The sequence below is a fragment of the Streptomyces sp. NPDC085931 genome, assembly GCF_044540565.1.
Lineage (GTDB): Bacteria > Actinomycetota > Actinomycetes > Streptomycetales > Streptomycetaceae > Streptomyces.
This window is the reverse complement of the sequence record NZ_JBITSK010000018.1, coordinates 158,989-179,130: the sequence shown is the minus strand read 5'-3', so window position 1 is coordinate 179,130 and position 20,142 is coordinate 158,989. Positions and strand designations below refer to the sequence as shown.

Genomic DNA, 20,142 nt, shown 5'->3' with positions numbered 1-20,142 from the left:
TAGAGCGCCTGCATGGCATGCAGGAGGTCAGGAGTTCAATTCTCCTTAGCTCCACAGCAGATGAGAAGGCGGGCCGTCCGAGACGGCCCGCCTTCTTGTCGTCCGTGCGACATGGCGCCGGCGGGCTCCCCTTGAGAGGAGCCCGCCGGAGCGTCGGGATCAGCGACCCAGGGCGCGGCGGCCGCGGCCCTGGGAGAGCACCGGGAGGTTGCGGGACGGGGCCTGGCCCCGGGTGTCCTCCTCGATGCGCAGGGCCAGTGCCGGGCAGCGGCGCACCGCGCGTAGAGCCTTGGCCTCGGCGTACCGCGGCACCTGCGCCTGGGCCACCGTCGGGAAGCCGTCGGCGCCCAGCTGGAACACCTCGGGGAGGATGTCCGCGCACAGGCCGTGGCCCCGGCACAGCGTCCAGTCGACGTAGATCTTCTGGCGGCTCGGGCCGTTCTCCTCGGACTCGCCGCCGCCCGGGATGCCCGTCGGGGCCCTGCCGCCCTCGAAGAGCGGCAGAACGCCCTCCACGCGCCGTCCGCAGCCGTTGCCGAGGACATGCGCGGCCAGGTCGTCCGTGAACGCCTTGATGGTCGACTCCAGGAACATCGCGGAGCCGTCGGGGTGGGAGCAGGCGCCGCGCCGCTTGACGTTCTTGGCGACCTGCTTGAGCGCCTCCAGGGCGGCCGGGCCGCCGCCGTTGAGGATGTCCTCCATGCCGCGCGCGGCGGCCGGCAGGCCGAGGTAGCAGGGGCCGCACTGGCCCGCGCTCTCCTCGGCCAGCCACTGGGCGACCCGCAGCGACTCGCCCAGCGGGCAGGTGTCCTGACTGATCGGCAGGATCGCCCCGGCGCCGAGGGAACCGCCCACGGCGTCCAGGGAGTTGCGGGAGACGATCGCCTCGTTCACCGTCGCGGCGTCGATCCACTTGCCGTGGTAGCCGCCGGTGAGCACGCCCTGCGGCACCGGCGGTGCGCCGGCCAGCTGCAGGACGTAGCGCAGCGGCACGCCCGTGGGGACCTCGATGACCATGGGCCGCGCGACCGCCCCGGAGACCGTGAGCATGACCGTGCCCGGCTCGTCGTACAGGCCGGTGTTGCCGTAGCGCTCGGGGCCGATGCGGGCGGCGATGGCCAGCTGGGCGAAGGTCTCGGCGTTGGACAGCAGCGTGGGCGCGCCGCCGACGCCGTTCTGCGAGGCGCTGACCTTGCGGCCGGGCGGGACGGCCGGGCCGCCGTCGATCGAGCGGATCAGCGACGCGGCGGCGCCGGTGACCATGCGGACCGGGTTGCGCTGCACGCGGGCGCGCAGGGCGGAGCGGCGGCCGTTGCTCAGGCCGCGTTCGGCGAGCGCGGCCTCCATGGACCGCTGGGTCGACTCACGGGTGACCCCCACCACGAGCGTGCGGGCCCCCAGGGCCTCGGCGCACAGCAGCGCGCCGTCCAGGATGAGGTGCGGGGCGCGGTTGATCAGCACCGTGTCCTTGCGGCAGGCCGGTTCGTCCTCGCTGCCGTTGACGACGACGACCGGCCGGACGCCGCGCTTGATCGCCGCTTCGGCGACCGAGCGCAGCTTCTTGTGGAAGGGGAAGCCCGCGCCGCCGCGGCCCCTCAGGTTGATGCGTTCGGCGAGTTGCGCGAGCTGCTCGCCGCCCATCGGCTCGAGCGGCCCGTGCACCTTCAGGTGCATGGGCAGATCGAGTCGATCGACAAGGTCGAAGCCCGACGTGAGCTGGGGAAGACCGACCACGCGGACTTCGGGTACGTCGGGCAGGGCCTCGTTCACTTAAAGCCTCCGGAAGGCGTGTTCCAAGGTTCGCCCGATCCCGGTGCGTCGAAGTCGTAGGACGCACCGGGCAGTGTTTCAGTGGCGGGACCGCTGTTGTACGTGTCGTTCGGGTAGTACGTGTCGCGGACCGCGTTCGTCTCACCCGTGTCGTACACGTCACTCGATCCATAGCCGGGGGCGCCTGGATTGCCATAGGCCGGGATGCTTTGTCCGGCGTCCCGCACGGGGTCGTAGGGCGGGATGTTGAAGCCGGTGTCCTGGAGCGGGTCGTAGGCCGACGGCGGGGCCTCGCCGACCGGGGGCGGGGACGGGATCGGCCAGCTGCCGGAGGTGCTGGAGGGGCCGTCCACGGCCGGGACGGCCTGGGTGGGCTGCAGATCCAGCGGCAGTTCCATGCTGGTGGTGGGGCCCGGCGCGTAGGCCTGGTCCCGCGGCGGGCCCGAGACGGCGCGGTAGGCCGCGGCGAAGCCGTTCGCGGACTCCTGGGGCGAGGGGCGTTCGGCCCGCTCGTACCGCCTGCCGGATCCGGCCCCCGCCGCTTCGGCCCGGTCCGTGCGGCCCTCGTAGCCGGGCAGCGCGGCGCCGGCCCGGGCCCGGCTCTCCTCCAGGTCGCGGCGGCCCTGGCCCTCGCCGGGGCCGATGAGCGCGGCGAACCGGTCGGCGACCTTGCGCTTGACCGGGCGCGGAGCGGCGCGCAGGGCGAGGGCCGCGGTCACGCCGAGCAGGGACAGGCAGTACAGGATGACGAAGATCGGCTTGGCCGCTCGACCCGCGTAGAGGCCGTGCACGAGCGCGGCGCACCAGGCCGGGTAGGCCAGCATGTGCATGGCGCGCCAGCGGGCCGCGACCGGCGCGGGGGAGGCGAAGCGGTTGCGCAGCACGCCGGTGACGCCCACGAAGATCATGAGCATGCCTGCCAGGGTGCCCAGGCCGATCAGGAACGACCGGCCCGCGACCAGCTCCTCGTCGGTGAGGAACAGCCCGAAGGGGATCACCGCGGCGATCCACGAGGTGTGGGACAGCGCCAGCTTCACGCCGATGTGCACCAGCAGGAAGGCGATCGAGGCGACGGCCGTGGTCCGGTGCACGGCCTGTGCCAGGATGCGCCGGCGCGCGTCGAGCAGGATCCGGTCCTGGGCGACCAGACCCCAGATCACCGAGCAGGTCAGGCACACGAGGGAGAGCACGCCCGCGCCGAAGTTGAGGAACTCGGCGAAGGAGTCGTCTGCCGTGGAGTCGTTGGGGTTCACGACCGGCCTCCCCACATCCCGGCGACCGGGGGAAGTGAGGGGGTACTGCGATGAGGGTTCATGGGGGCAACTCCGAGCGGTTCGGGAAAGCAGCGGTCCCGCTGCCGCACTCTAAGCGGAGCCATACCGATGGGTACGAGGTTTGAGTTATTGCGTTGTTATCAAAGGACAATGCGGTTGTTGTGATGTCCCTTAGCTACTGTTACGCGAAGTAACCCTTGACCTTGGTTCAGCTTTGCGAGTGTTGGCGCGCTGAGGGCCTGCGGTACCCTAACGCCATGCGTGCCGTACGCCTTCTGCTTAGCGGGCCGCGCTGATCAGTCCCGGCCACCGGACGAGTCGAGTGGCCGGAATCGGCGCGGCGTCCCCTCCTGTGCGAGGGGATTTTTCGTTTCTCGACGACACAGCCGCAGGCAGAGACGATCGATGGAGCTTTGAGGATCATGAGCGAGACGAACCCCGCTGCCGCCTCCGAGGTGGCCGCGCCGCACCGCTACACGGCCGCGACGGCTGCCGAGATCGAAGCACGCTGGCAGGACTTCTGGGACGCGGAGGGCACCTACGCCGCGCCCAACCCCACGGGTGACCTGGCGGGCGACCCGGAGACCGTCGCCCGGCCCAAGAAGTTCATCATGGACATGTTCCCGTATCCCTCGGGCGCGGGCCTGCACGTCGGTCACCCCCTGGGCTACATCGCCACGGACGTCTTCGCCCGCTTCCAGCGGATGACCGGCCACAACGTCCTGCACACCCTGGGCTTCGACGCCTTCGGCCTGCCCGCCGAGCAGTACGCGGTGCAGACCGGCACGCACCCGCGCGTGTCCACCGAAGCCAACATGGAGAACATGAAGGCCCAGCTGCGCCGGCTGGGCCTGGGCCACGACAAGCGCCGGTCGTTCGCCACGATCGACCCGGACTACTACAAGTGGACCCAGTGGATCTTCCTGCAGATCTTCAACTCCTGGTACGACCACGACGCCCGCCGGGCCCGCCCGATCTCCGAGCTGGTCGAGCAGTTCGAGTCCGGTGAGCGGCCCGTCCCCGGGCACACGCGCGCGTGGAGCGAGCTGAGCGCCGCCGAGAAGGCCGACGTCCTGGGCGAGTTCCGGCTGGCCTACGCCTCCGACGCGCCGGTCAACTGGTGCCCCGGGCTGGGCACCGTGCTGGCCAACGAGGAGGTCACCGCCGACGGCCGCTCCGAGCGGGGCAACTTCCCCGTCTTCAAGGCCAAGCTGCGCCAGTGGAACATGCGCATCACCGCCTACGCCGACCGGCTGCTGGAGGACCTGGACGCGCTGGACTGGCCCGAGGCCATCAAGCTGCAGCAGCGCAACTGGATCGGCCGCAGCGAGGGCGCCCGCGTCGACTTCCCCATCGACGGCGAGCGCATCACCGTCTTCACCACCCGCCCCGACACCCTGTTCGGCGCCACCTACATGGTGCTGGCGCCCGAGCACCCGCTGGTCGAGAAGTTCACCCCGGCCGCCTGGCCGGAGGGCACCCACGAGGTGTGGACCGGCGGCTACCCGACCCCGGCCGAGGCCGTCGCCGCCTACCGCGCGCAGGCCGCGTCCAAGTCCGACGTCGAGCGCCAGGCCGAGGCCAAGGACAAGACCGGCGTCTTCACCGGCGCCTACGCGACCAACCCGGTCAACGGCGAGCGGGTCCCGGTCTTCATCGCCGACTACGTGCTGATGGGCTACGGCACGGGCGCGATCATGGCCGTCCCGGCCCACGACACGCGCGACTTCGCCTTCGCCCGCGCCTTCGAGCTGCCGATCCGCTGCGTGGTCGAGCCCACCGACGGCCGCGGCACCGACCCGTCCGCCTGGGACGACGCCTTCGCCTCCTACGACGCGAAGATCATCAACTCGGCCGGCGCCGGCGTCTCCCTGGACGGCCTGGGCGTCGTCGAGGCCAAGGCCCGCATCACCGAGTGGCTGGAGGCCCAGGGCGTCGGCGAGGGCACCGTCAACTTCCGGCTGCGCGACTGGCTGTTCAGCCGCCAGCGCTACTGGGGCGAGCCCTTCCCGATCGTCTACGACGAGGACGGCGTCGCCCACGCGCTGCCCGAGTCGATGCTGCCGCTGGAGCTGCCCGAGGTCGAGGACTACTCGCCGCGCACCTTCGACCCGGACGACGCCGACACCCAGCCCGAGACGCCGCTGTCGCGCAACGAGGACTGGGTCAACGTCACCCTGGACCTGGGCGACGGCCCGAAGAAGTACCGCCGCGAGACCAACACCATGCCCAACTGGGCCGGTTCCTGCTGGTACGAGCTGCGCTACCTGGACCCGCACAACGGCGACAAGCTGGTCGACCCGGAGATCGAGCAGTACTGGATGGGCCCGCGCGAGGGCCAGCCGCACGGCGGTGTCGACCTGTACGTCGGCGGCGCCGAGCATGCCGTGCTGCACCTGCTGTACGCCCGCTTCTGGTCCAAGGTCCTGTACGACCTGGGGCACGTCTCCTCCGCCGAGCCGTTCCACAAGCTGTTCAACCAGGGCATGATCCAGGCCTACGTCTACCGCGACAGCCGCGGTATCGCCGTGCCGGCCGCCGAGGTGGAGGAGCGCGACGGCGCCTACTGGTACCAGGGCGAGAAGGTCAGCCGCCTGCTGGGCAAGATGGGCAAGTCCCTGAAGAACGCGGTCACTCCGGACGAGATCTGCGCCGAGTACGGGGCCGACACCCTGCGCCTGTACGAGATGGCCATGGGGCCGCTGGACGTCTCCCGGCCGTGGGACACGCGCGCGGTGGTCGGGCAGTTCCGGCTGCTGCAGCGGCTGTGGCGCAACATCGTCGACGAGGTGACCGGCGAGGTGACCGTCGTCGACGTCGCGGACGCCGACATCGACGTGGACACGCTGCGCGCCCTGCACAAGGCGATCGACGGGGTGCGCGGGGACCTGGAGGGCATGCGGTTCAACACCGCCATCGCCAAGGTCACCGAGCTGAACAACCACCTGACCAAGGTGGGCGGACCCGTGCCGCGCTCCGTGGCCGAGCCGCTGGTGCTGATGGTCGCGCCGCTGGCCCCGCACATCGCCGAGGAGCTGTGGCGCAGGCTGGGCCACACCGACTCGGTCGTCCACCAGGACTTCCCGGTGGCCGACCCGGCGTACGTGGTCGACGAGACCGTGACCTGCGTCGTGCAGATCAAGGGCAAGGTCAAGGCGCGGCTGGAGGTTCCGCCGTCGATCTCCGAGGACGAGCTGGAGAAGGTCGCGCTGGCCGACGAGAAGGTCGTCGCCGCGCTGGGCGGGGCCGGCATCCGCAAGGTGATCGTGCGGGCGCCGAAGCTGGTGAACATCGTCCCGGCGTAGGGCGCACGGCGTGCGGCCGGGGGTGCTGAGCGTGCGGCTGGGGCGTGCTGAGCGACCCGGAGGCCGACGCCCTCGGGGTGCCCCCTAGTGGTCGTCCACCGGTCCTCTACGGGCAGGTTCGGGGTCTTTCCGGAACTCCGGACCTGCCTGCCGCGTTTACCGTGGAAGAGCGACGTGAGGTGCCGTGGCGCCCTGAGGAGGAGCCCTTGTGGAAGCAGTGATCGCAGTCTTCGCCCTGCTCTTCGTGCTCCTGGTCGCGCTCGGCGCGTACGCCACCGTGAAGGCCGTCGGCGCCGCCAAGCGCGGCGTGGACCGTGGCCTCACCCAGGCCCGCCGCACGGTCGAGGACCACACCCTGCGGGCCAAGTCCTTCGCCCAGCCCGGCGCCGCGGGGGAACTCGCCCAGCTGCGCCTGAAGCTGCGCACCTCCATGCGCGCCACCCAGGACGCGCTGAACGCGGCCGTCGTCGAGGACGAGTCCGTGAAGGAGTCCATCGGCCTGTTCGAGCGGCTCAGCGTGCACGGCCACGAACTGGACGGCGAGCTGAAGCGCCTGGAGTCCGAGCCGGACCGCACCGCCCTGCGCGAGCGCCTGCCCCAGCTGCGCGAGCGCACCGAACGCATCACGCAGTCGGCGGACGCGCTGCGCTGGGCGGTCCGCGACCGTGCCCGCCGCTTCGCCGGGGACGACCTGGACACCCTCAGCGCGCAGATCGACGTGGAGGCCGGCGCCCTGCGGCACTGGACCACCACGGACGCGCCGTCCGCCTCGGCCTCCGCCGCCGAGCCGTGGCCCGATGCTCCGGCCGCCGATGCCCCCACGGCTGGACAGACCTGGCCGGAGACCTCGCGGCCGGGCCCGGAGCGGGAGCCGGAGCGGCCCGCCATCTCCCCGGCGGCGCCGCGTCCCACCTACCCCTGGCAGAAGAAGCCCCGCCCCGAGAGCACCACTTGATCCGGCCACGCGTGCGGCAGGGCGCGGGGCCCGGGCTGCCGCACGGGCATGACGGCAGGTAACCTCCAGCTCATGTCCCGCCATGTCGCGATCGTCACCGATTCAACGGCCTACCTGCCGGCCCGGACGATGGAGCGTCACGGTATCTCGGCGGTCCCGCTGACGGTGGTCCTCGGCGACCGCGCGCTGGAGGAGGGCACCGAGATCTCGACCCGCGCCCTCGCCCAGGCTTTGCAGAAGCGTCGGCCGGTGACGACCTCGCGGCCCGGCCCGGCGGTGTTCGAGGAGACCTACCGCAAGGTGGCCGAGTCCGGCGCCACCGGCATCGTCTCCCTCCATCTGTCCGCCGAACTCTCCGGCACGTACGACGCGGCCGTGGTCGCCGCGCGGCGGGCGCCCGTGCCCGTGCGGGTCGTGGACACCGGCATGATCGCGATGGCGCTCGGCTTCTGCGCGCTCGCCGCGGCGGAGGCCGCCGAGGCGGGCGGCACGGTGGACGAGGCCGTCACCGCGGCGGAGAAGCGGGCCGCCGGCACGGCGGCCTACTTCTACGTCGACACCCTCGACTACCTGCGCCGCGGCGGCCGGATCGGCGCGGCCCAGGCCCTGTTGGGCTCCGCGCTCGCCGTGAAACCGCTGCTGCAGCTGGCCGACGGCCGTATCGAACCGCTGGAGAAGGTGCGGACCGCGTCCAAGGCGATCGCCCGCCTGGAGGAGATCGCCGCCGACCGGGCGGGCAGCGCCCAGGTCGATGTCGCGGTCCACCATCTCGCCGCCCAGGACCGGGCGTCGGCCCTCGCCGACCGGCTGCGGGGGCGGTTGCCCGGGCTCGCGGATCTGCATGTCAGCGAGGTCGGGGCGGTGATCGGGGCGCATACGGGGCCCGGGCTGCTGGGGGTCGTGGTTTCGCCGCGGTGAACGTTGCGGCGGGGGTGTTCCGCCGGGGTGACGCGGGATGAAGGCGCTCCTCTGAGGCGTGCCGGTGCTCCTGCGGTCACCCGTGTGAGTGGCGGAGTTGTCCACAAGCGGGGGGTTGTCCCCGGGAATCGACCAAGATCATCGCGGGTGGGGCGGAGTGTCCGATCCTCGTCGCATGGCACTTCGATCACGTTCACGCACAGCTACCGCGACCAGTGGGCCGGGCCGGGGGCCCGCGTCCGACGGACGCGTCCGTCACCGCCGCCACCGGCCGGTGAACCGTGGCCGGGGCCGGCATCCCTCCGGGGACGAGCTCCGCCGTCGGGCGGAGGCGATGTTCGGCGACCGCGTCGAGCACCTGGGGCGGTCCGGCCTCGGCGAACGGGTGGGGGAACGGCGGGAGTCGGGAGGAGAGCGGCGGGAGTCGGGGCAGGGGCCGCCCGGTCGTGGGGGCGGTGCCGGGGCCGGGCCGGAGCCCGGCGGCCATGGAGCGGTCGCGGAGACGCCCGCCGTCGCGCGGGTGGATGACGTGGGCTCCGCTGGAAGTCGCTCCGGGGGAGTCGGCTCCGGCGACGGCCTCGCGGCGGCAGCGGAGCGCGGTGACGGCCGTTCGGTGGAGGGGGACTGGCGGGAGCGGGCCGGGCTCGCGCTGCGGGAGCGCATGCCGCTGTGGCTGCAGACGAGGTGCGGCCTGGAGCGGCGGAACGTGCTCGCCCTGACGGTCGTGCTGGTCGTCGCCGCGGCCTTCGCCGTGCAGCACTTCTGGGCGGGCCGTACCCAGCCCGTGCGGCCGCCCGAGGTGGTGCGCGCGGCGACGCCGTACGGGGCGGAGCCTGCGCAGGACGACCGGGGCGGGGACGACCCGGGGGCGGCGGGGGCGGCGGGGGCGGCCACGACCGCCGGTACGGCCGGCGCGGCCGGAACCGCGGGTGCCTCGGGAGCGGCCGCCGAGATCGTCGTGGACGTCGGGGGCGAGGTCCGTGATCCCGGGATCCACCGGTTGCCCGCCGGTTCGCGTGTCGCGGACGCGCTGCGAGCGGCGGGCGGTGTGAAGCCCGGCACGGACACCGACGGTCTCAACCGGGCGCGCTTCCTGGTGGACGGCGAGCAGGTGATCGTCGGCGGCCCCGCTCCCGTCGCGGGGGCCGGAGCGGGCGGTCCGGGCGGAGCGGGCGGTGCGGCTTTGGCGGGCCCGGCCGGCGGGGCCGTGGGCGGAGGGGTGCCGGCAGGTCCCGTCTCCCTGAACACGGCCACCCTCGACCAGCTCGACACGCTGCCCGGTGTCGGACCCGTGCTGGCACAGCACATCGTCGACTACCGCACGCAGCACGGCGGTTTCCGTTCCGTGGACGAACTGCGCGAGGTGAACGGCATCGGCGACCGCCGCTTCGCCGACCTGCGCGACCTCGTACGGCCATGAGCAGCGCTCCCGGCACTCCGGCGCGACCCGACGAGACCGCTCCCGGACACCACCCCGCCCGGTCGCCCGTGCACGTCTCGTCCGGCAAACGGCTGGGCCTCGCCCGGCCACGGCAGGAGGGGCCCGCCGATCTGCGGCTCGTACCGCCCGCCCTCGCGGCCTGGGGCACGGCGGCCCTGGTGCCGGCCGTGCCGGCGGGCTGGGCCGTATGCCTGGTGACCGCCTGCCTCGCCGCGGTCGGGCTTCTGGTGCCGGCCCGGCGACGCGGCTCGGCGTCATGGCCGCGGGCCTCGGCCGCCGCGCTCCTGCTGTGCGTCGCGGCGGCCGCCGCATCGGCCGGGCTGCACACGGCGGATCTGCGGCGCGGCCCGATGCCCGGGCTGGCGCGGGAGTACGCGACGGTCACCGCCGAGGTGGAGCTCACCTCCGACCCCCGGCTCACCCGGCCCCGGGTCCGGGGCGATCGCCCGGCTCCGGCCGCCGTGCTGATCGACGCCGAGGTGCGGCGCGTCCACAGGGTGGGGACCGGAACCGTGGCGTCGCGGACGCCGGTGCTGATGATCGTCGACGTGGGACCGGCCGGCAGGGGCGGTGCAGACGGGCGGCCGGCCGCCGGAGGGGCGGTGCCGTCGGCCTGGCTCGGGCTGCTGCCCTCGACGCGGCTGCGGGTCGACGCGCGGGCGGCACCGGCGTCGGCGGGCGGTGACCGGGTGGCGGCCGTGCTGCGGGTGCGGGGCGAGGCGGGCCCCCAGGTGGTCGGGGAGCCCTCGGTGGCGCAGCGGCTCGCCGGGCGGTTGCGTGCCGGACTGCGGGAGGCGACCGACGGGCTGCCGCCGGACGCCCGGGCGCTGCTGCCGGGGCTGGTCGTCGGGGACACCTCGCGGATCACTCCGGAGCTGGAGGAGGCCTTCAAGGAAACCGACCTCACCCACACGTTGGCCGTGAGCGGGGCCAACTTCACGATCCTGCTCGCCCTGTTGCTCGGCCCGCCGGGTCTGGCCCAGCAGGCCGAGCGGCGGGGGCTCGCGCCCCGCCTCGGCATCTCGCTGCGGGGGACCGCGGTCCTCGGGGGCGCGCTCTCGCTCGGGTTCGTGGTGGTGTGCCGGCCGGATCCGAGCGTGGTGCGGGCGGCGGCCTGCGGAGCCGTGGCGCTGCTGGCCCTCGCGACCGGCCGCCGCAGGTCGATGATCCCGGCGCTGGCGACGGCGGTGCTGCTGCTGGTGCTCTACGACCCGTCGCTGGCGCGCAGTTACGGGTTCCTGCTCTCCGTCGTGGCCACCGGCGCCCTGCTCACGCTCGCGCCCCGGTGGAGCGCCGGGCTGCGGCGGCGCGGGGTGCCGCCCCGACTGGCCGAGGCGCTGGCCGCCGCTGCCGCCGCGCAGGCCCTGTGCGCGCCTGTCGTCGCCGTGCTGTCGGCGCGGGTGAGCCTGGTGGCGGTGCCGTGCAACCTGCTGGCCGAGATCGCGGTCGCGCCGGCGACGGTGCTGGGCTTCGCCGCGCTGGCCACGGCCCCGGCGGCGATGCCGGTGGCGCGGGCCCTGGCCTGGTGCGCCCAGTGGCCGGCCGGGTGGATCGCGGGCATCGCCCGGACCGGGGCGGCGCTGCCCGGCGCGGGAGTGGACTGGCCGGGCAGCTGGACGGGCGCGGCGCTGCTCGGTGCCGTGACCGTGCTCGCGGTGCTCCTGGGCCGGCGACTGCTCCGGCATCCCTGGTGGTGCGGAGTGTGCGGGGTGGTGCTCCTGCTGGCGGTGGTGCAGCCGCCGCCGCTGACCCGGACGATCACGGGCTGGCCGCCGCCGGGCTGGCGGCTGGTGATGTGCGACGTGGGGCAGGGGGACGCCCTGGTGCTCGCGGCGGGTGACGGGGCCGGGGTGGTGGTGGACGCGGGTCCCGATCCGCGGCGCGTCGACCGCTGCCTGCGCTCGCTCGGCGTGACCAGGATCCCGCTGGTCGTCCTCACCCACTTCCACGCCGATCACGTCGCGGGCCTGCCGGGGGTGCTGCGCGGACGGGCGGTGGGCGCGATCGAGACGACGGGCCTGGAGGAGCCCGCCGACCAGGCCGCGTTCGTGCGGAGACTGGCGGCGGCCCGGCGGGTTCCCGTGACGCGGGCGGCGGCCGGTGAGGAGCGGCGTGCGGGAGAGCTGTCCTGGCAGGTGGTGTGGCCGCCGCCGAGCCCGCCGGCTGGCGCGGCTCCGGGGGTGGTGCGGGCCCACCCGGTGCCGGAGGGGCCGAACGACGCCAGTGTCGCCCTGCTGGTCCGCTCGGGCGGGTTGCGCCTGCTGCTCCTCGGGGACCTCGAACCTCCGGCCCAGCGGGCGCTGGCGAGATCGCCGGCCGCCGAGGCGCTGCGCGCGGTGGACGTGCTGAAGGTCGCCCACCACGGCTCGGCCTACCAGGATCTGGGCCTCCTGCGCCGGACGGCCCCGCGGCTGGCCCTCATCAGCTGCGGCGAGGACAACCCGTACGGGCATCCGGCGCCCGGCACGCTCGCGGCGCTGCGGGCCGGGGGCGCGGCGGTGCTGCGCACGGACCGGGACGGCGCGCTGGCCGTCGTGGGAGGGGGTGGCCGGCTGGGGGTGGCGCGAGACTGAGGGCATGAATCCAGCACAGGTTGATGCCTATCTCCGTCGTCTGGGAGCCGAGCACCCGGCGTGGCCCACCGTCGACGCACTGCGCGAGCTGCATCTGCGCCATCTGCGGACGGTGCCGTTCGAGAACCTCTCGATCCACCTCGGCGAGGAGATCGCGCTGGAGGAGAAGCGGCTGCTGGACAAGGTGGTGGGGGCGCGGCGGGGCGGGTTCTGCTACGAACTGAACGGCGCGTTCGGGGCGTTGCTGACCGCGCTGGGGTACGACGTGGCGCTGCTCGCGGGCCGGGTGTACGGGGACGGGGAGCGGCTCGGGGTCCCGTACGACCATCTGGCGTTGCGGGTGCGGACGGTGGACGGGGGCGACTGGCTGGCCGACGTCGGGTTCGGGGCGCACAGCCATCTGCCGCTGGCGTTCGGGGAACGGGGGGAGCAGGAGGATCCGGCGGGCGTGTTCCGGATCGTCGAGTCGGGTCCGGACGCGGCCGGGGTGCGCGGCGGGCACGGCTCGGTGGAGGCGGCGGACCTGGACGTGTTCCGGGACGGCGCCGCGCAGTACCGGCTGGAGGTGCGGCCCCGGGCGCTCGGTGACTTCGTGGCCGGGGCGTGGTGGCACAGCACGTCGCCCCTCTCGCACTTCACGCGGTCGCTGGTCTGCTCGCGGGTCACGGGGGACGGCGGGAGGATCACGCTGAGCGGACGCCGGTTCACGACGACGGCGGCCGACGGGGCGCGCGAGGAGAGGGAACTGGGGACGGACGAGGAGGTGCTGGACGCGTACCGCGAGCGCTTCGGCATCGAGCTCGACCGGGTCCCGACGGTGCGGCCGCCCGGCTCCGTGCGGAACGGCGAGGCCGTCGAGCGGTCGGGGTGAGGGGCGTGGTGTCCGGGGCCGGGCGAGGGGCGAAGTGTTCCGGTTCGGGCGAGGGACGTGGTGCCCCGGTCCGGAGTGCGGCGGCGTGCCGACGGTACGGCAACCTTCCCTCCAGGCGGCCAGGCGGCCGGGCGCCCAGGTGCCCAGGCGCCCAGGCGGCCGGGCGGCAGGTCGGCGACACCGTCGAGCCGGCGGAGGGCGCGGGCCTGGAGGCGGGACGCGGCGTCCGGGCAGTTCCGGTGGTGGCGGACAATGTCCGGCGTGAGTGATGTGCGACATGTGCTGGTACTGCCCGACCGGGACGCCGCGGAGGAGGTGGCCGAGGCGCTGCGGGAGCGGTTCGGGGTCGTCGAGGAGCCGCAGCTGGTGCGGGACGCGCTGGCCGGGGAGGACGACGCCGAGGACGCGCAGTGGCTGGTCGTCCTGCGGGACGAGGAGGAGCGGCTGGACGCGGCGGAGCTGGACCGTTTCGCGGGCGAGTGGGAGGGCTGGCGGGAGGAGCCGTAGAGCCGCGGGCGGCCCGGTGATGTCAGTGGCGCGTGGGATGCTTGGCGCGATGCCCAGGAAGACTGCGAATGACGACCCTCTCGCCCCGGTGACGCTCGCCGTGGGCCAGGAGGAGCTGCTGCTCGACCGTGCCGTGCAGGAGGTGGTCGCCGCGGCGAAGGTCGCCGACGCCGACACGGACGTACGGGACCTCACCCCGGACCAGGTGCAGCCCGGCACGCTCGCCGAGCTGACCAGCCCGTCGCTCTTCGCGGAGCGCAAGGTCGTGGTCGTGCGCAACGCGCAGGACCTGTCGGCCGACACGATCAAGGACGTCAAGGCGTACCTCGGGGCGCCCGCCGATGAGATCACCCTCGTGCTGCTCCACGCGGGCGGGGCCAAGGGCAAGGGTCTGCTCGACGCCGCGCGCAAGGCGGGGGCGCGCGAGGTGGCCTGCCCGAAGATGACGAAGCCGGCGGACCGGCTGGCGTTCGTGCGGCAGGAGTTCCGCGTGACGGGCCGGTCCGCCACGCCGGAGGCCTGCCAGGCGCTCGTCGACGCGATCGGCAGCGATCTGCGGGAGCTGGCCTCGGCGGTGTCGCAGCTGGTGGCGGACGTCGAGGGGACGATCGACGAGGCGGTCGTCGGGCGGTACTACACCGGCCGGGCCGAGGCGTCGAGCTTCACGGTCGCCGACCGGGCGGTCGAGGGCAGGGCGGCGGAGGCGCTGGAGGCGCTGCGCTGGTCGCTGGCGACCGGGGTGGCACCGGTGATGATCACGAGCGCGCTGGCGCAGGGCGTCCGGGCGATCGGCAAGCTGTCGTCGGCGCGCGGGGGCCGGCCGGCGGATCTGGCCCGGGAGCTGGGGATGCCGCCGTGGAAGATCGACCGGGTGCGCCAGCAGATGCGCGGGTGGACGCCGGACGGTGTGTCGGTGGCGCTCCGGGCGGTGGCCGAGGCGGACGCGGGGGTGAAGGGCGGGGGCGACGACCCCGAGTACGCCCTGGAGAAGGCGGTGGTCACGATCGCGCGGGCGGCCCGCTCCCGGGGCCGGGCCTGACGAGCCGGACACCGACGCCCCGGCGGGGGATCAGTCCAGGGGCCGAACCGATCCCCGCGGAGTCCCGCCGCTGCCAGGGGGACCGGCACTGAAGCGCCGCGCCCGGTATGGGCCCGGCCTGCCGGCCTGGACGCGCGCCACGCCACGCCCCGACCAGGCCCGGCTCGCCGGCGCAGAAGTGCCGTGCCCCGTCCAGGCCCGCCCGCGTTGGAACGCCGTGCCCCGTCCAGGTCCCGTGCCGGGAGCCGGGGTGTCACGCGAGTCCCGGCCGGCACGGCCGTGTCGTCGGCGTCCGTCTCTCCCCGCCGCCGCGAGATGTGCCGAGGCGGTGTACCGGAGGGAGAATCGGAAGGGTCAGCCGTACATCGCCGAGCGACGGAGAGGTGGCGAGGGTCATGGCTGAACACCCGCACGCAGCGCTGGTCCGCAAGGGGTTCGAGGCCTTCTCCCGCGGTGACATGGACACCCTGCGCGGATTGATGGCGGGGGACGCCACCCACCACGTGCCCGGGAACCACCCGTTGTCGGGCGACTTCAAAGGGGTGGACTCGATCATCGAGATGTACGAGCGGCTCGGCGCCGAGACCGAGGGGACGATGCGCGCCGAACTGATCGGCATCGCTGTCGACGGCCGAGGTCACGCGGTCGGCATGACCCGCTTCACGGCCGAGCGGGGCGGCAGGCACCTGGACGACACCGGGTGCATCATCTTCCGGATCGTCGGCGACAAGGTCACCGACCTCGACGAGTGCGTCGAGGACATCGACAGGAACAACGAGTTCTGGTCCTGAACACGCCGAGGGCCGGGCGCCCTCCCATGGGGAACAGGAGGAGGCCCGGCCTACGGTTCGATCAGGTGGATCCGCGCCCGCGTGGCGAACGCAGGCCGCGCGCGGATCCGAGGGGTGCCGGACGGGAGCGGATGAGAGAGGGCCCGCTCGATTCCCTCCGGCGTCACATCAAACGTCAGCCCTTGAGCGCGGCGACCTTCTGAGCCAGCGCCGACTTCTTGTTGGCGGCCTGGTTCTTGTGGATGACGCCCTTCGAGACGGCCTTGTCGAGCTGGCGCGCGGCAGCGCGCTGGTACTCGGTGGCCTTCTCGACGTCACCCGCGGCAGCGGCCTCACGGGCCTTGCGGATCGCGGTCTTGAGGGAGGACTTGACGGCCTTGTTGCGCAGCCGCGCCTTCTCGTTGGTCTTGATCCGCTTGATCTGGGACTTGATGTTCGCCACGAATGAGCCTTTTCAGGTTCTGGCACGAGGCCGCACGAGGCCGCACGGATCGCACCGGGTGATTTCTTGAGGTCGTGTCCCGTGCGAGAGGGCATGAGACACAGCCACCCAGGCTACCAGCGGGTGCATTCCCGGCCCAAACCCGTCCATGGTCCCCGCCCGTGGGACGATGGAGGCTACGTATCGATCCGACCCGAGACCGCAGACACTGCGGACGCCTCAAGAATCAGGACCCTGCGTGCCCGCGATCCCCAGCCACGTGCCCGAGCCGAGCCGTACCGACCCGGCTCTGATCCGCAATTTCTGCATCATCGCGCACATCGACCACGGCAAGTCCACGCTCGCCGACCGGATGCTCCAGCTGACCGGAGTGGTCGAGCAGCGGCAGATGCGCGCCCAGTACCTCGACCGCATGGACATCGAGCGCGAGCGTGGCATCACGATCAAGTCTCAGGCGGTGCGTCTGCCGTGGGCCCCGACCCACGACAAGACCAACACGCACATCCTGAACATGATCGACACGCCGGGGCACGTCGACTTCACCTACGAGGTCTCGCGGTCGCTCGCCGCCTGCGAGGGCACGATCCTCCTGGTCGACGCCGCCCAGGGCATCGAGGCGCAGACCCTCGCCAACCTGTACCTGGCGATGGAGAACGACCTCACGATCATCCCGGTGCTGAACAAGATCGACCTGCCGGCCGCGCAGCCCGAGAAGTTCGCCGAGGAGCTCGCCCACCTCATCGGGTGCGACCCCGGGGACGTGCTCAAGGTCTCCGCCAAGACCGGGCTCGGTGTCGAGGCGCTGCTGGACAAGGTCGTGGAGCAGGTCCCGCCGCCGGTCGGGGTCAAGGACGCCCCGGCCCGCGCGATGATCTTCGACTCGGTCTACGACTCCTACCGCGGAGTGGTGACGTACGTCCGTGTCATCGACGGGCAGCTCAACAAGCGCGAGCGCATCAAGATGATGTCGACGGGCGCCACGCACGAGCTGCTGGAGATCGGCACCAACTCGCCGGAGATGCTCGGCGCCGACGGTCTGGGCGTCGGCGAGGTGGGCTACCTGATCACCGGCGTGAAGGACGTGCGCCAGTCCAAGGTCGGTGACACGGTCACCAGCCAGTCCAAGGGCGCCACCGAGGCGCTCGGCGGCTACAAGGACCCCAAGCCCATGGTCTTCTCGGGCCTGTACCCGCTGGACGGCTCGGACTACCCGGAGCTGCGCGAGGCCCTGGACAAGCTCCAGCTCAACGACGCCGCGCTGGTCTACGAGCCGGAGACCTCCGCCGCGCTCGGCTTCGGCTTCCGCGTCGGCTTCCTCGGGCTGCTGCACCTGGACGTGATCCGCGAGCGGCTGGAGCGCGAGTTCGGGCTCGACCTGATCGCCACCGCGCCGAACGTGGTCTACCGCGTGGTCATGGAGGACGGCAGCGAGCACACGGTCACCAACCCGAGCGAGTTCCCCGAGGGCAAGATCTCCGAGGTCTACGAGCCGGTCGTCCGGGCCACGATCCTGGCGCCGAGCGAGTTCATCGGCTCGATCATGGAGCTGTGCCAGACCCGGCGCGGCACCCTGCTCGGCATGGACTACCTCTCCGAGGACCGGGTCGAGATCCGCTACACGCTGCCGCTCGCCGAGATCGTCTTCGACTTCTTCGACCAGCTCAAGTCCAAGACCCGCGGCTACGCCTCGCTCGACTACGAGCCCACCGGCGAGCAGACGTCCAGCCTGGTCAAGGTCGACATCCTGCTGCACGGCGACAAGGTGGACGCCTTCTCGGCGATCACCCACAGGGACCAGGCCTACGCCTACGGGGTGCGGCTGGTCGCCAAGCTCAAGGAACTCATCCCGCGGCAGGCCTTCGAGGTGCCGGTCCAGGCCGCCATCGGCTCCCGGGTCATCGCCCGCGAGACCATCCGCGCCATCCGCAAGGACGTCCTCGCCAAGTGCTACGGCGGTGACATCTCCCGCAAGCGGAAGCTGCTGGAGAAGCAGAAGGAGGGCAAGAAGCGCATGAAGATGGTGGGTTCCGTGGAAGTTCCCCAGGAGGCCTTCATCGCCGTCCTGTCGAGCGATGACAGCGCGGGATCGGGCAAGGGCAAGAAGTAATCACGGATTACCGTGGGTTACACCCCAAACCGGGTGGAACAGGGGCCCGCCGTACGAAAGTGCGGCGGGCCCTGTGCGTCCGCGGGGTAGCTCTCTGTACGAAGTGACAGGCCGCGGCCCCTTACGCGGCGGCCGGTCGGCCTTTACTCTGATCCCTGCTCGATAGTTACTCACGAGTTAAACAACGGGGCGCGCGCTGCGTCTCGTGACGCCTCGTGAGTGCCCACCAGCCGCACCTGAGCCAGCCGCACTGTCGCGGGCCCCGGAGGATGTCGTGAGCGACACACAGACTTTGATCGAGAACCGTCCGCCGTCCGTGGCGGGCCTCTTCCTGGAGCGCGTGACGGCCACGCCGGACGCCGAGGCCTACCGGTATCCGGTCCCCTCGTCGTCCGGGCAGGGACCGGACGAGTGGAAGTCGCTGAGCTGGTCGCAGGCCGCCGAGCGGGTCTACGCCATCGCGGCCGGCCTGATCGAGCTGGGCGTGCAACCCGAGCAGCGGGTCGCCCTCGCCTCCAGCACCCGGGTCGAGTGGATCCTGGCCGACCTCGGCATCATGTGCGCCGGCGCCGCCACGACCACGGTGTATCCGCAGACCAACGCCGACGAGTCCGCGTACATCCTGTCGGACTCCGAGAGCCGCGTGCTCATCGCGGAGAACGCCGAGCAGCTGGCCAAGGCCAAGGAGAAGCGCGCCGAGCTGCCCGAGCTGACCCATGTCGTGGTGATCGACGCGGCCGGCGCCGAGACCGCCGACTGGATCCTGACCCTGGACGAGCTGGAGAAGCGCGGCGCCGCCCGGCTGGAGAAGGACCCCGACCTGATCAGGGAGCGGGTCGGCGCGATCACCAAGGACCAGCTGGCCACCCTCATCTACACCTCCGGCACCACCGGCCGCCCCAAGGGGGTGCGCCTGCCGCACGACAACTGGTCGTACATGGCGAAGGCGATCGCCGCGACGGGACTGGTCAGCGGCGACGACGTGCAGTACCTGTGGCTGCCGCTCGCGCACGTCTTCGGCAAGGTGCTCACCTCCGGCCAGATCGAGGTCGGGCACGTCACCGCCGTCGACGGCCGCGTCGACAAGATCATCGAGAACCTGCCGGTGGTGCAGCCGACGTACATGGCGGCCGTGCCGCGCATCTTCGAGAAGGTCTACAACGGCGTCGCCGCGAAGGCCCGGGCGGGCGGCGGGGCCAAGTACAAGATCTTCCAGTGGGCCGCCGAGGTCGCCCGCGAGTACGCCAAGGTCTCCCAGGACAACTTCCGCCGTACCGGCACCGCGTCCGTGCCGTTCGGGCTGAACGCCAAGCACAAGGTCGCCGACACGCTGGTGTACGCCAAGATCCGGGAGGCCTTCGGCGGCAACCTGCGGGCCTGCGTCTCCGGCTCGGCCGCCCTCGCGCCCGAGATCGGCTACTTCTTCGCCGGCGCCGGCATCCACATCCTGGAGGGCTACGGACTGACCGAGTCGTCGGCGGCGTCCTTCGTGAACCCGGGCGAGGCCTACCGCACCGGTACGGTCGGCAAGCCGCTGCCCGGCACCGAGGTGCGGATCGCCGACGACGGGGAGATCCTGCTGCGCGGCCCGGGCATCATGGAGGGCTACCACAAGCTGCCCGAGAAGACCGCCGAGGTGCTGGAGCCGGACGGCTGGTTCCACACCGGTGACATCGGCGAGCTGTCCGCCGACGGTTACCTGCGGATCACCGACCGCAAGAAGGACCTCATCAAGACCTCGGGCGGCAAGTACATCGCGCCGGCGGAGGTCGAGGGCCAGTTCAAGGCGGTGTGCCCGTACGTGTCGAACATCCTGGTGCACGGGGCCGACCGGAACTTCTGCACGGCGCTCATCGCGCTCGACGAGATCGCGATCACCGAGTGGGCCAAGGAGAACGGGCTGGAGGGCAAGCCGTACGCGGAGATCGTGGCGGCGCCGCAGACCGTCGAGATGGTCGACGGATACGTGAAGCAGCTCAACGAGGGGCTGCAGCGCTGGCAGACCATCAAGAAGTTCCGGCTGCTGCCGCGGGATCTCGACGTCGAGCACGGGGAGATCACACCGAGCCTGAAGCTGAAGCGGCCCGTCGTCGAGCGGGAGTACAAGCACCTGATCGAGGAGATGTACGAGGGGTCCCGCGAGGCGTGA

At 72.5% G+C, this 20,142-nt stretch carries 14 protein-coding genes; 11 read left to right on the top strand and 3 right to left on the bottom strand.

Translation table 11 applies throughout. The features are described from left to right. Nucleotides 1–159 precede the first annotated feature (159 nt). Together ACIGAN_RS31325 and ACIGAN_RS31320 are read right to left on the bottom strand one after the other, a co-directional pair. Complete coding sequence (locus tag ACIGAN_RS31325) at nucleotides 160–1,770, bottom strand: NADH-ubiquinone oxidoreductase-F iron-sulfur binding region domain-containing protein (RefSeq protein WP_309096751.1); 1,611 nt, start codon at nucleotides 1,768–1,770, stop codon at nucleotides 160–162. Then, the gene (locus tag ACIGAN_RS31320; RefSeq protein WP_399862609.1) at nucleotides 1,767–3,023 is read right to left on the bottom strand and encodes a cytochrome b/b6 domain-containing protein; all 1,257 of its coding nucleotides are present in this window, start codon (nucleotides 3,021–3,023) and stop codon (nucleotides 1,767–1,769) included. Before ACIGAN_RS31320 ends, ACIGAN_RS31325 begins: the two co-directional genes overlap by 4 nt. 443 nt (nucleotides 3,024–3,466) lie before the next feature. On the opposite strand from ACIGAN_RS31320, the gene leuS reads away from it, so the two are divergent. The 9 genes from leuS (at nucleotide 3,467) to ACIGAN_RS31275 (ending at nucleotide 15,444) form a co-directional block, all read left to right on the top strand. Then, the gene (leuS, locus tag ACIGAN_RS31315) at nucleotides 3,467–6,349 is read left to right on the top strand and encodes a leucine--tRNA ligase (protein WP_399862607.1); all 2,883 of its coding nucleotides are present in this window, start codon (nucleotides 3,467–3,469) and stop codon (nucleotides 6,347–6,349) included. A gap of 208 nt (nucleotides 6,350–6,557) precedes the next feature. Continuing rightward, on the top strand, nucleotides 6,558–7,304 hold the full coding sequence (locus ACIGAN_RS31310) for a hypothetical protein (RefSeq protein ID WP_399862605.1): 747 nt from the start codon (nucleotides 6,558–6,560) through the stop codon (nucleotides 7,302–7,304). 72 nt (nucleotides 7,305–7,376) lie between these two features. Continuing rightward, a complete protein-coding gene (locus ACIGAN_RS31305; protein WP_399862603.1) occupies nucleotides 7,377–8,222 on the top strand; it encodes a DegV family protein in 846 nt (281 codons plus the stop codon). 175 nt (nucleotides 8,223–8,397) lie between these two features. Beyond that, the gene (locus ACIGAN_RS31300) at nucleotides 8,398–9,642 is read left to right on the top strand and encodes a helix-hairpin-helix domain-containing protein (RefSeq protein WP_399862601.1); all 1,245 of its coding nucleotides are present in this window, start codon (nucleotides 8,398–8,400) and stop codon (nucleotides 9,640–9,642) included. Further along, nucleotides 9,639–12,236: a ComEC/Rec2 family competence protein gene (locus ACIGAN_RS31295; RefSeq protein ID WP_399862599.1), complete on the top strand. Its 2,598-nt coding sequence runs from the start codon at nucleotides 9,639–9,641 to the stop codon at nucleotides 12,234–12,236. Before ACIGAN_RS31300 ends, ACIGAN_RS31295 begins: the two co-directional genes overlap by 4 nt. A gap of 4 nt (nucleotides 12,237–12,240) precedes the next feature. Continuing rightward, complete coding sequence (locus ACIGAN_RS31290) at nucleotides 12,241–13,107, top strand: arylamine N-acetyltransferase family protein (RefSeq protein WP_399862597.1); 867 nt, start codon at nucleotides 12,241–12,243, stop codon at nucleotides 13,105–13,107. A gap of 261 nt (nucleotides 13,108–13,368) precedes the next feature. Next, nucleotides 13,369–13,614, top strand: coding sequence for a hypothetical protein (locus ACIGAN_RS31285; protein WP_365087945.1), 246 nt, complete (start codon nucleotides 13,369–13,371; stop codon nucleotides 13,612–13,614). Between the two features lie 49 nt (nucleotides 13,615–13,663). After that, nucleotides 13,664–14,653: a DNA polymerase III subunit delta gene (gene holA / locus ACIGAN_RS31280; RefSeq protein ID WP_399862594.1), complete on the top strand. Its 990-nt coding sequence runs from the start codon at nucleotides 13,664–13,666 to the stop codon at nucleotides 14,651–14,653. 395 nt (nucleotides 14,654–15,048) lie between these two features. After that, entirely contained in the window at nucleotides 15,049–15,444 is a 396-nt protein-coding gene (locus ACIGAN_RS31275; RefSeq protein WP_399862592.1) for a nuclear transport factor 2 family protein, read from the top strand. Between the two features lie 175 nt (nucleotides 15,445–15,619). Here the strand turns inward: ACIGAN_RS31275 and rpsT are convergent, their stop codons facing one another. After that, complete coding sequence (gene rpsT / locus ACIGAN_RS31270; protein ID WP_010042013.1) at nucleotides 15,620–15,886, bottom strand: 30S ribosomal protein S20; 267 nt, start codon at nucleotides 15,884–15,886, stop codon at nucleotides 15,620–15,622. 238 nt (nucleotides 15,887–16,124) lie between these two features. On the opposite strand from rpsT, the gene lepA reads away from it, so the two are divergent. Then, nucleotides 16,125–17,993, top strand: coding sequence for a translation elongation factor 4 (gene lepA / locus ACIGAN_RS31265; protein ID WP_365736840.1), 1,869 nt, complete (start codon nucleotides 16,125–16,127; stop codon nucleotides 17,991–17,993). A 274-nt stretch (nucleotides 17,994–18,267) separates the two neighbouring features. Continuing rightward, a complete protein-coding gene (locus ACIGAN_RS31260) occupies nucleotides 18,268–20,142 on the top strand; it encodes an AMP-dependent synthetase/ligase (protein ID WP_365087949.1) in 1,875 nt (624 codons plus the stop codon).

What these genes read in the sequence shown, in the direction of transcription:
- leuS (WP_399862607.1), top strand. Translation starts at nt 3,467, where the DNA reads ATGAGCGAGACGAACCCCGCTGCCGCCTCCGAGGTGGCCGCGCCGCAC.
- ACIGAN_RS31290 (WP_399862597.1), top strand. Translation starts at nt 12,241, where the DNA reads ATGAATCCAGCACAGGTTGATGCCTATCTCCGTCGTCTGGGAGCCGAG.
- holA (WP_399862594.1), top strand. Translation starts at nt 13,664, where the DNA reads ATGCCCAGGAAGACTGCGAATGACGACCCTCTCGCCCCGGTGACGCTC.
- ACIGAN_RS31300 (WP_399862601.1), top strand. Translation starts at nt 8,398, where the DNA reads ATGGCACTTCGATCACGTTCACGCACAGCTACCGCGACCAGTGGGCCG.
- ACIGAN_RS31275 (WP_399862592.1), top strand. Translation starts at nt 15,049, where the DNA reads ATGGCTGAACACCCGCACGCAGCGCTGGTCCGCAAGGGGTTCGAGGCC.
- ACIGAN_RS31305 (WP_399862603.1), top strand. Translation starts at nt 7,377, where the DNA reads ATGTCCCGCCATGTCGCGATCGTCACCGATTCAACGGCCTACCTGCCG.
- ACIGAN_RS31295 (WP_399862599.1), top strand. Translation starts at nt 9,639, where the DNA reads ATGAGCAGCGCTCCCGGCACTCCGGCGCGACCCGACGAGACCGCTCCC.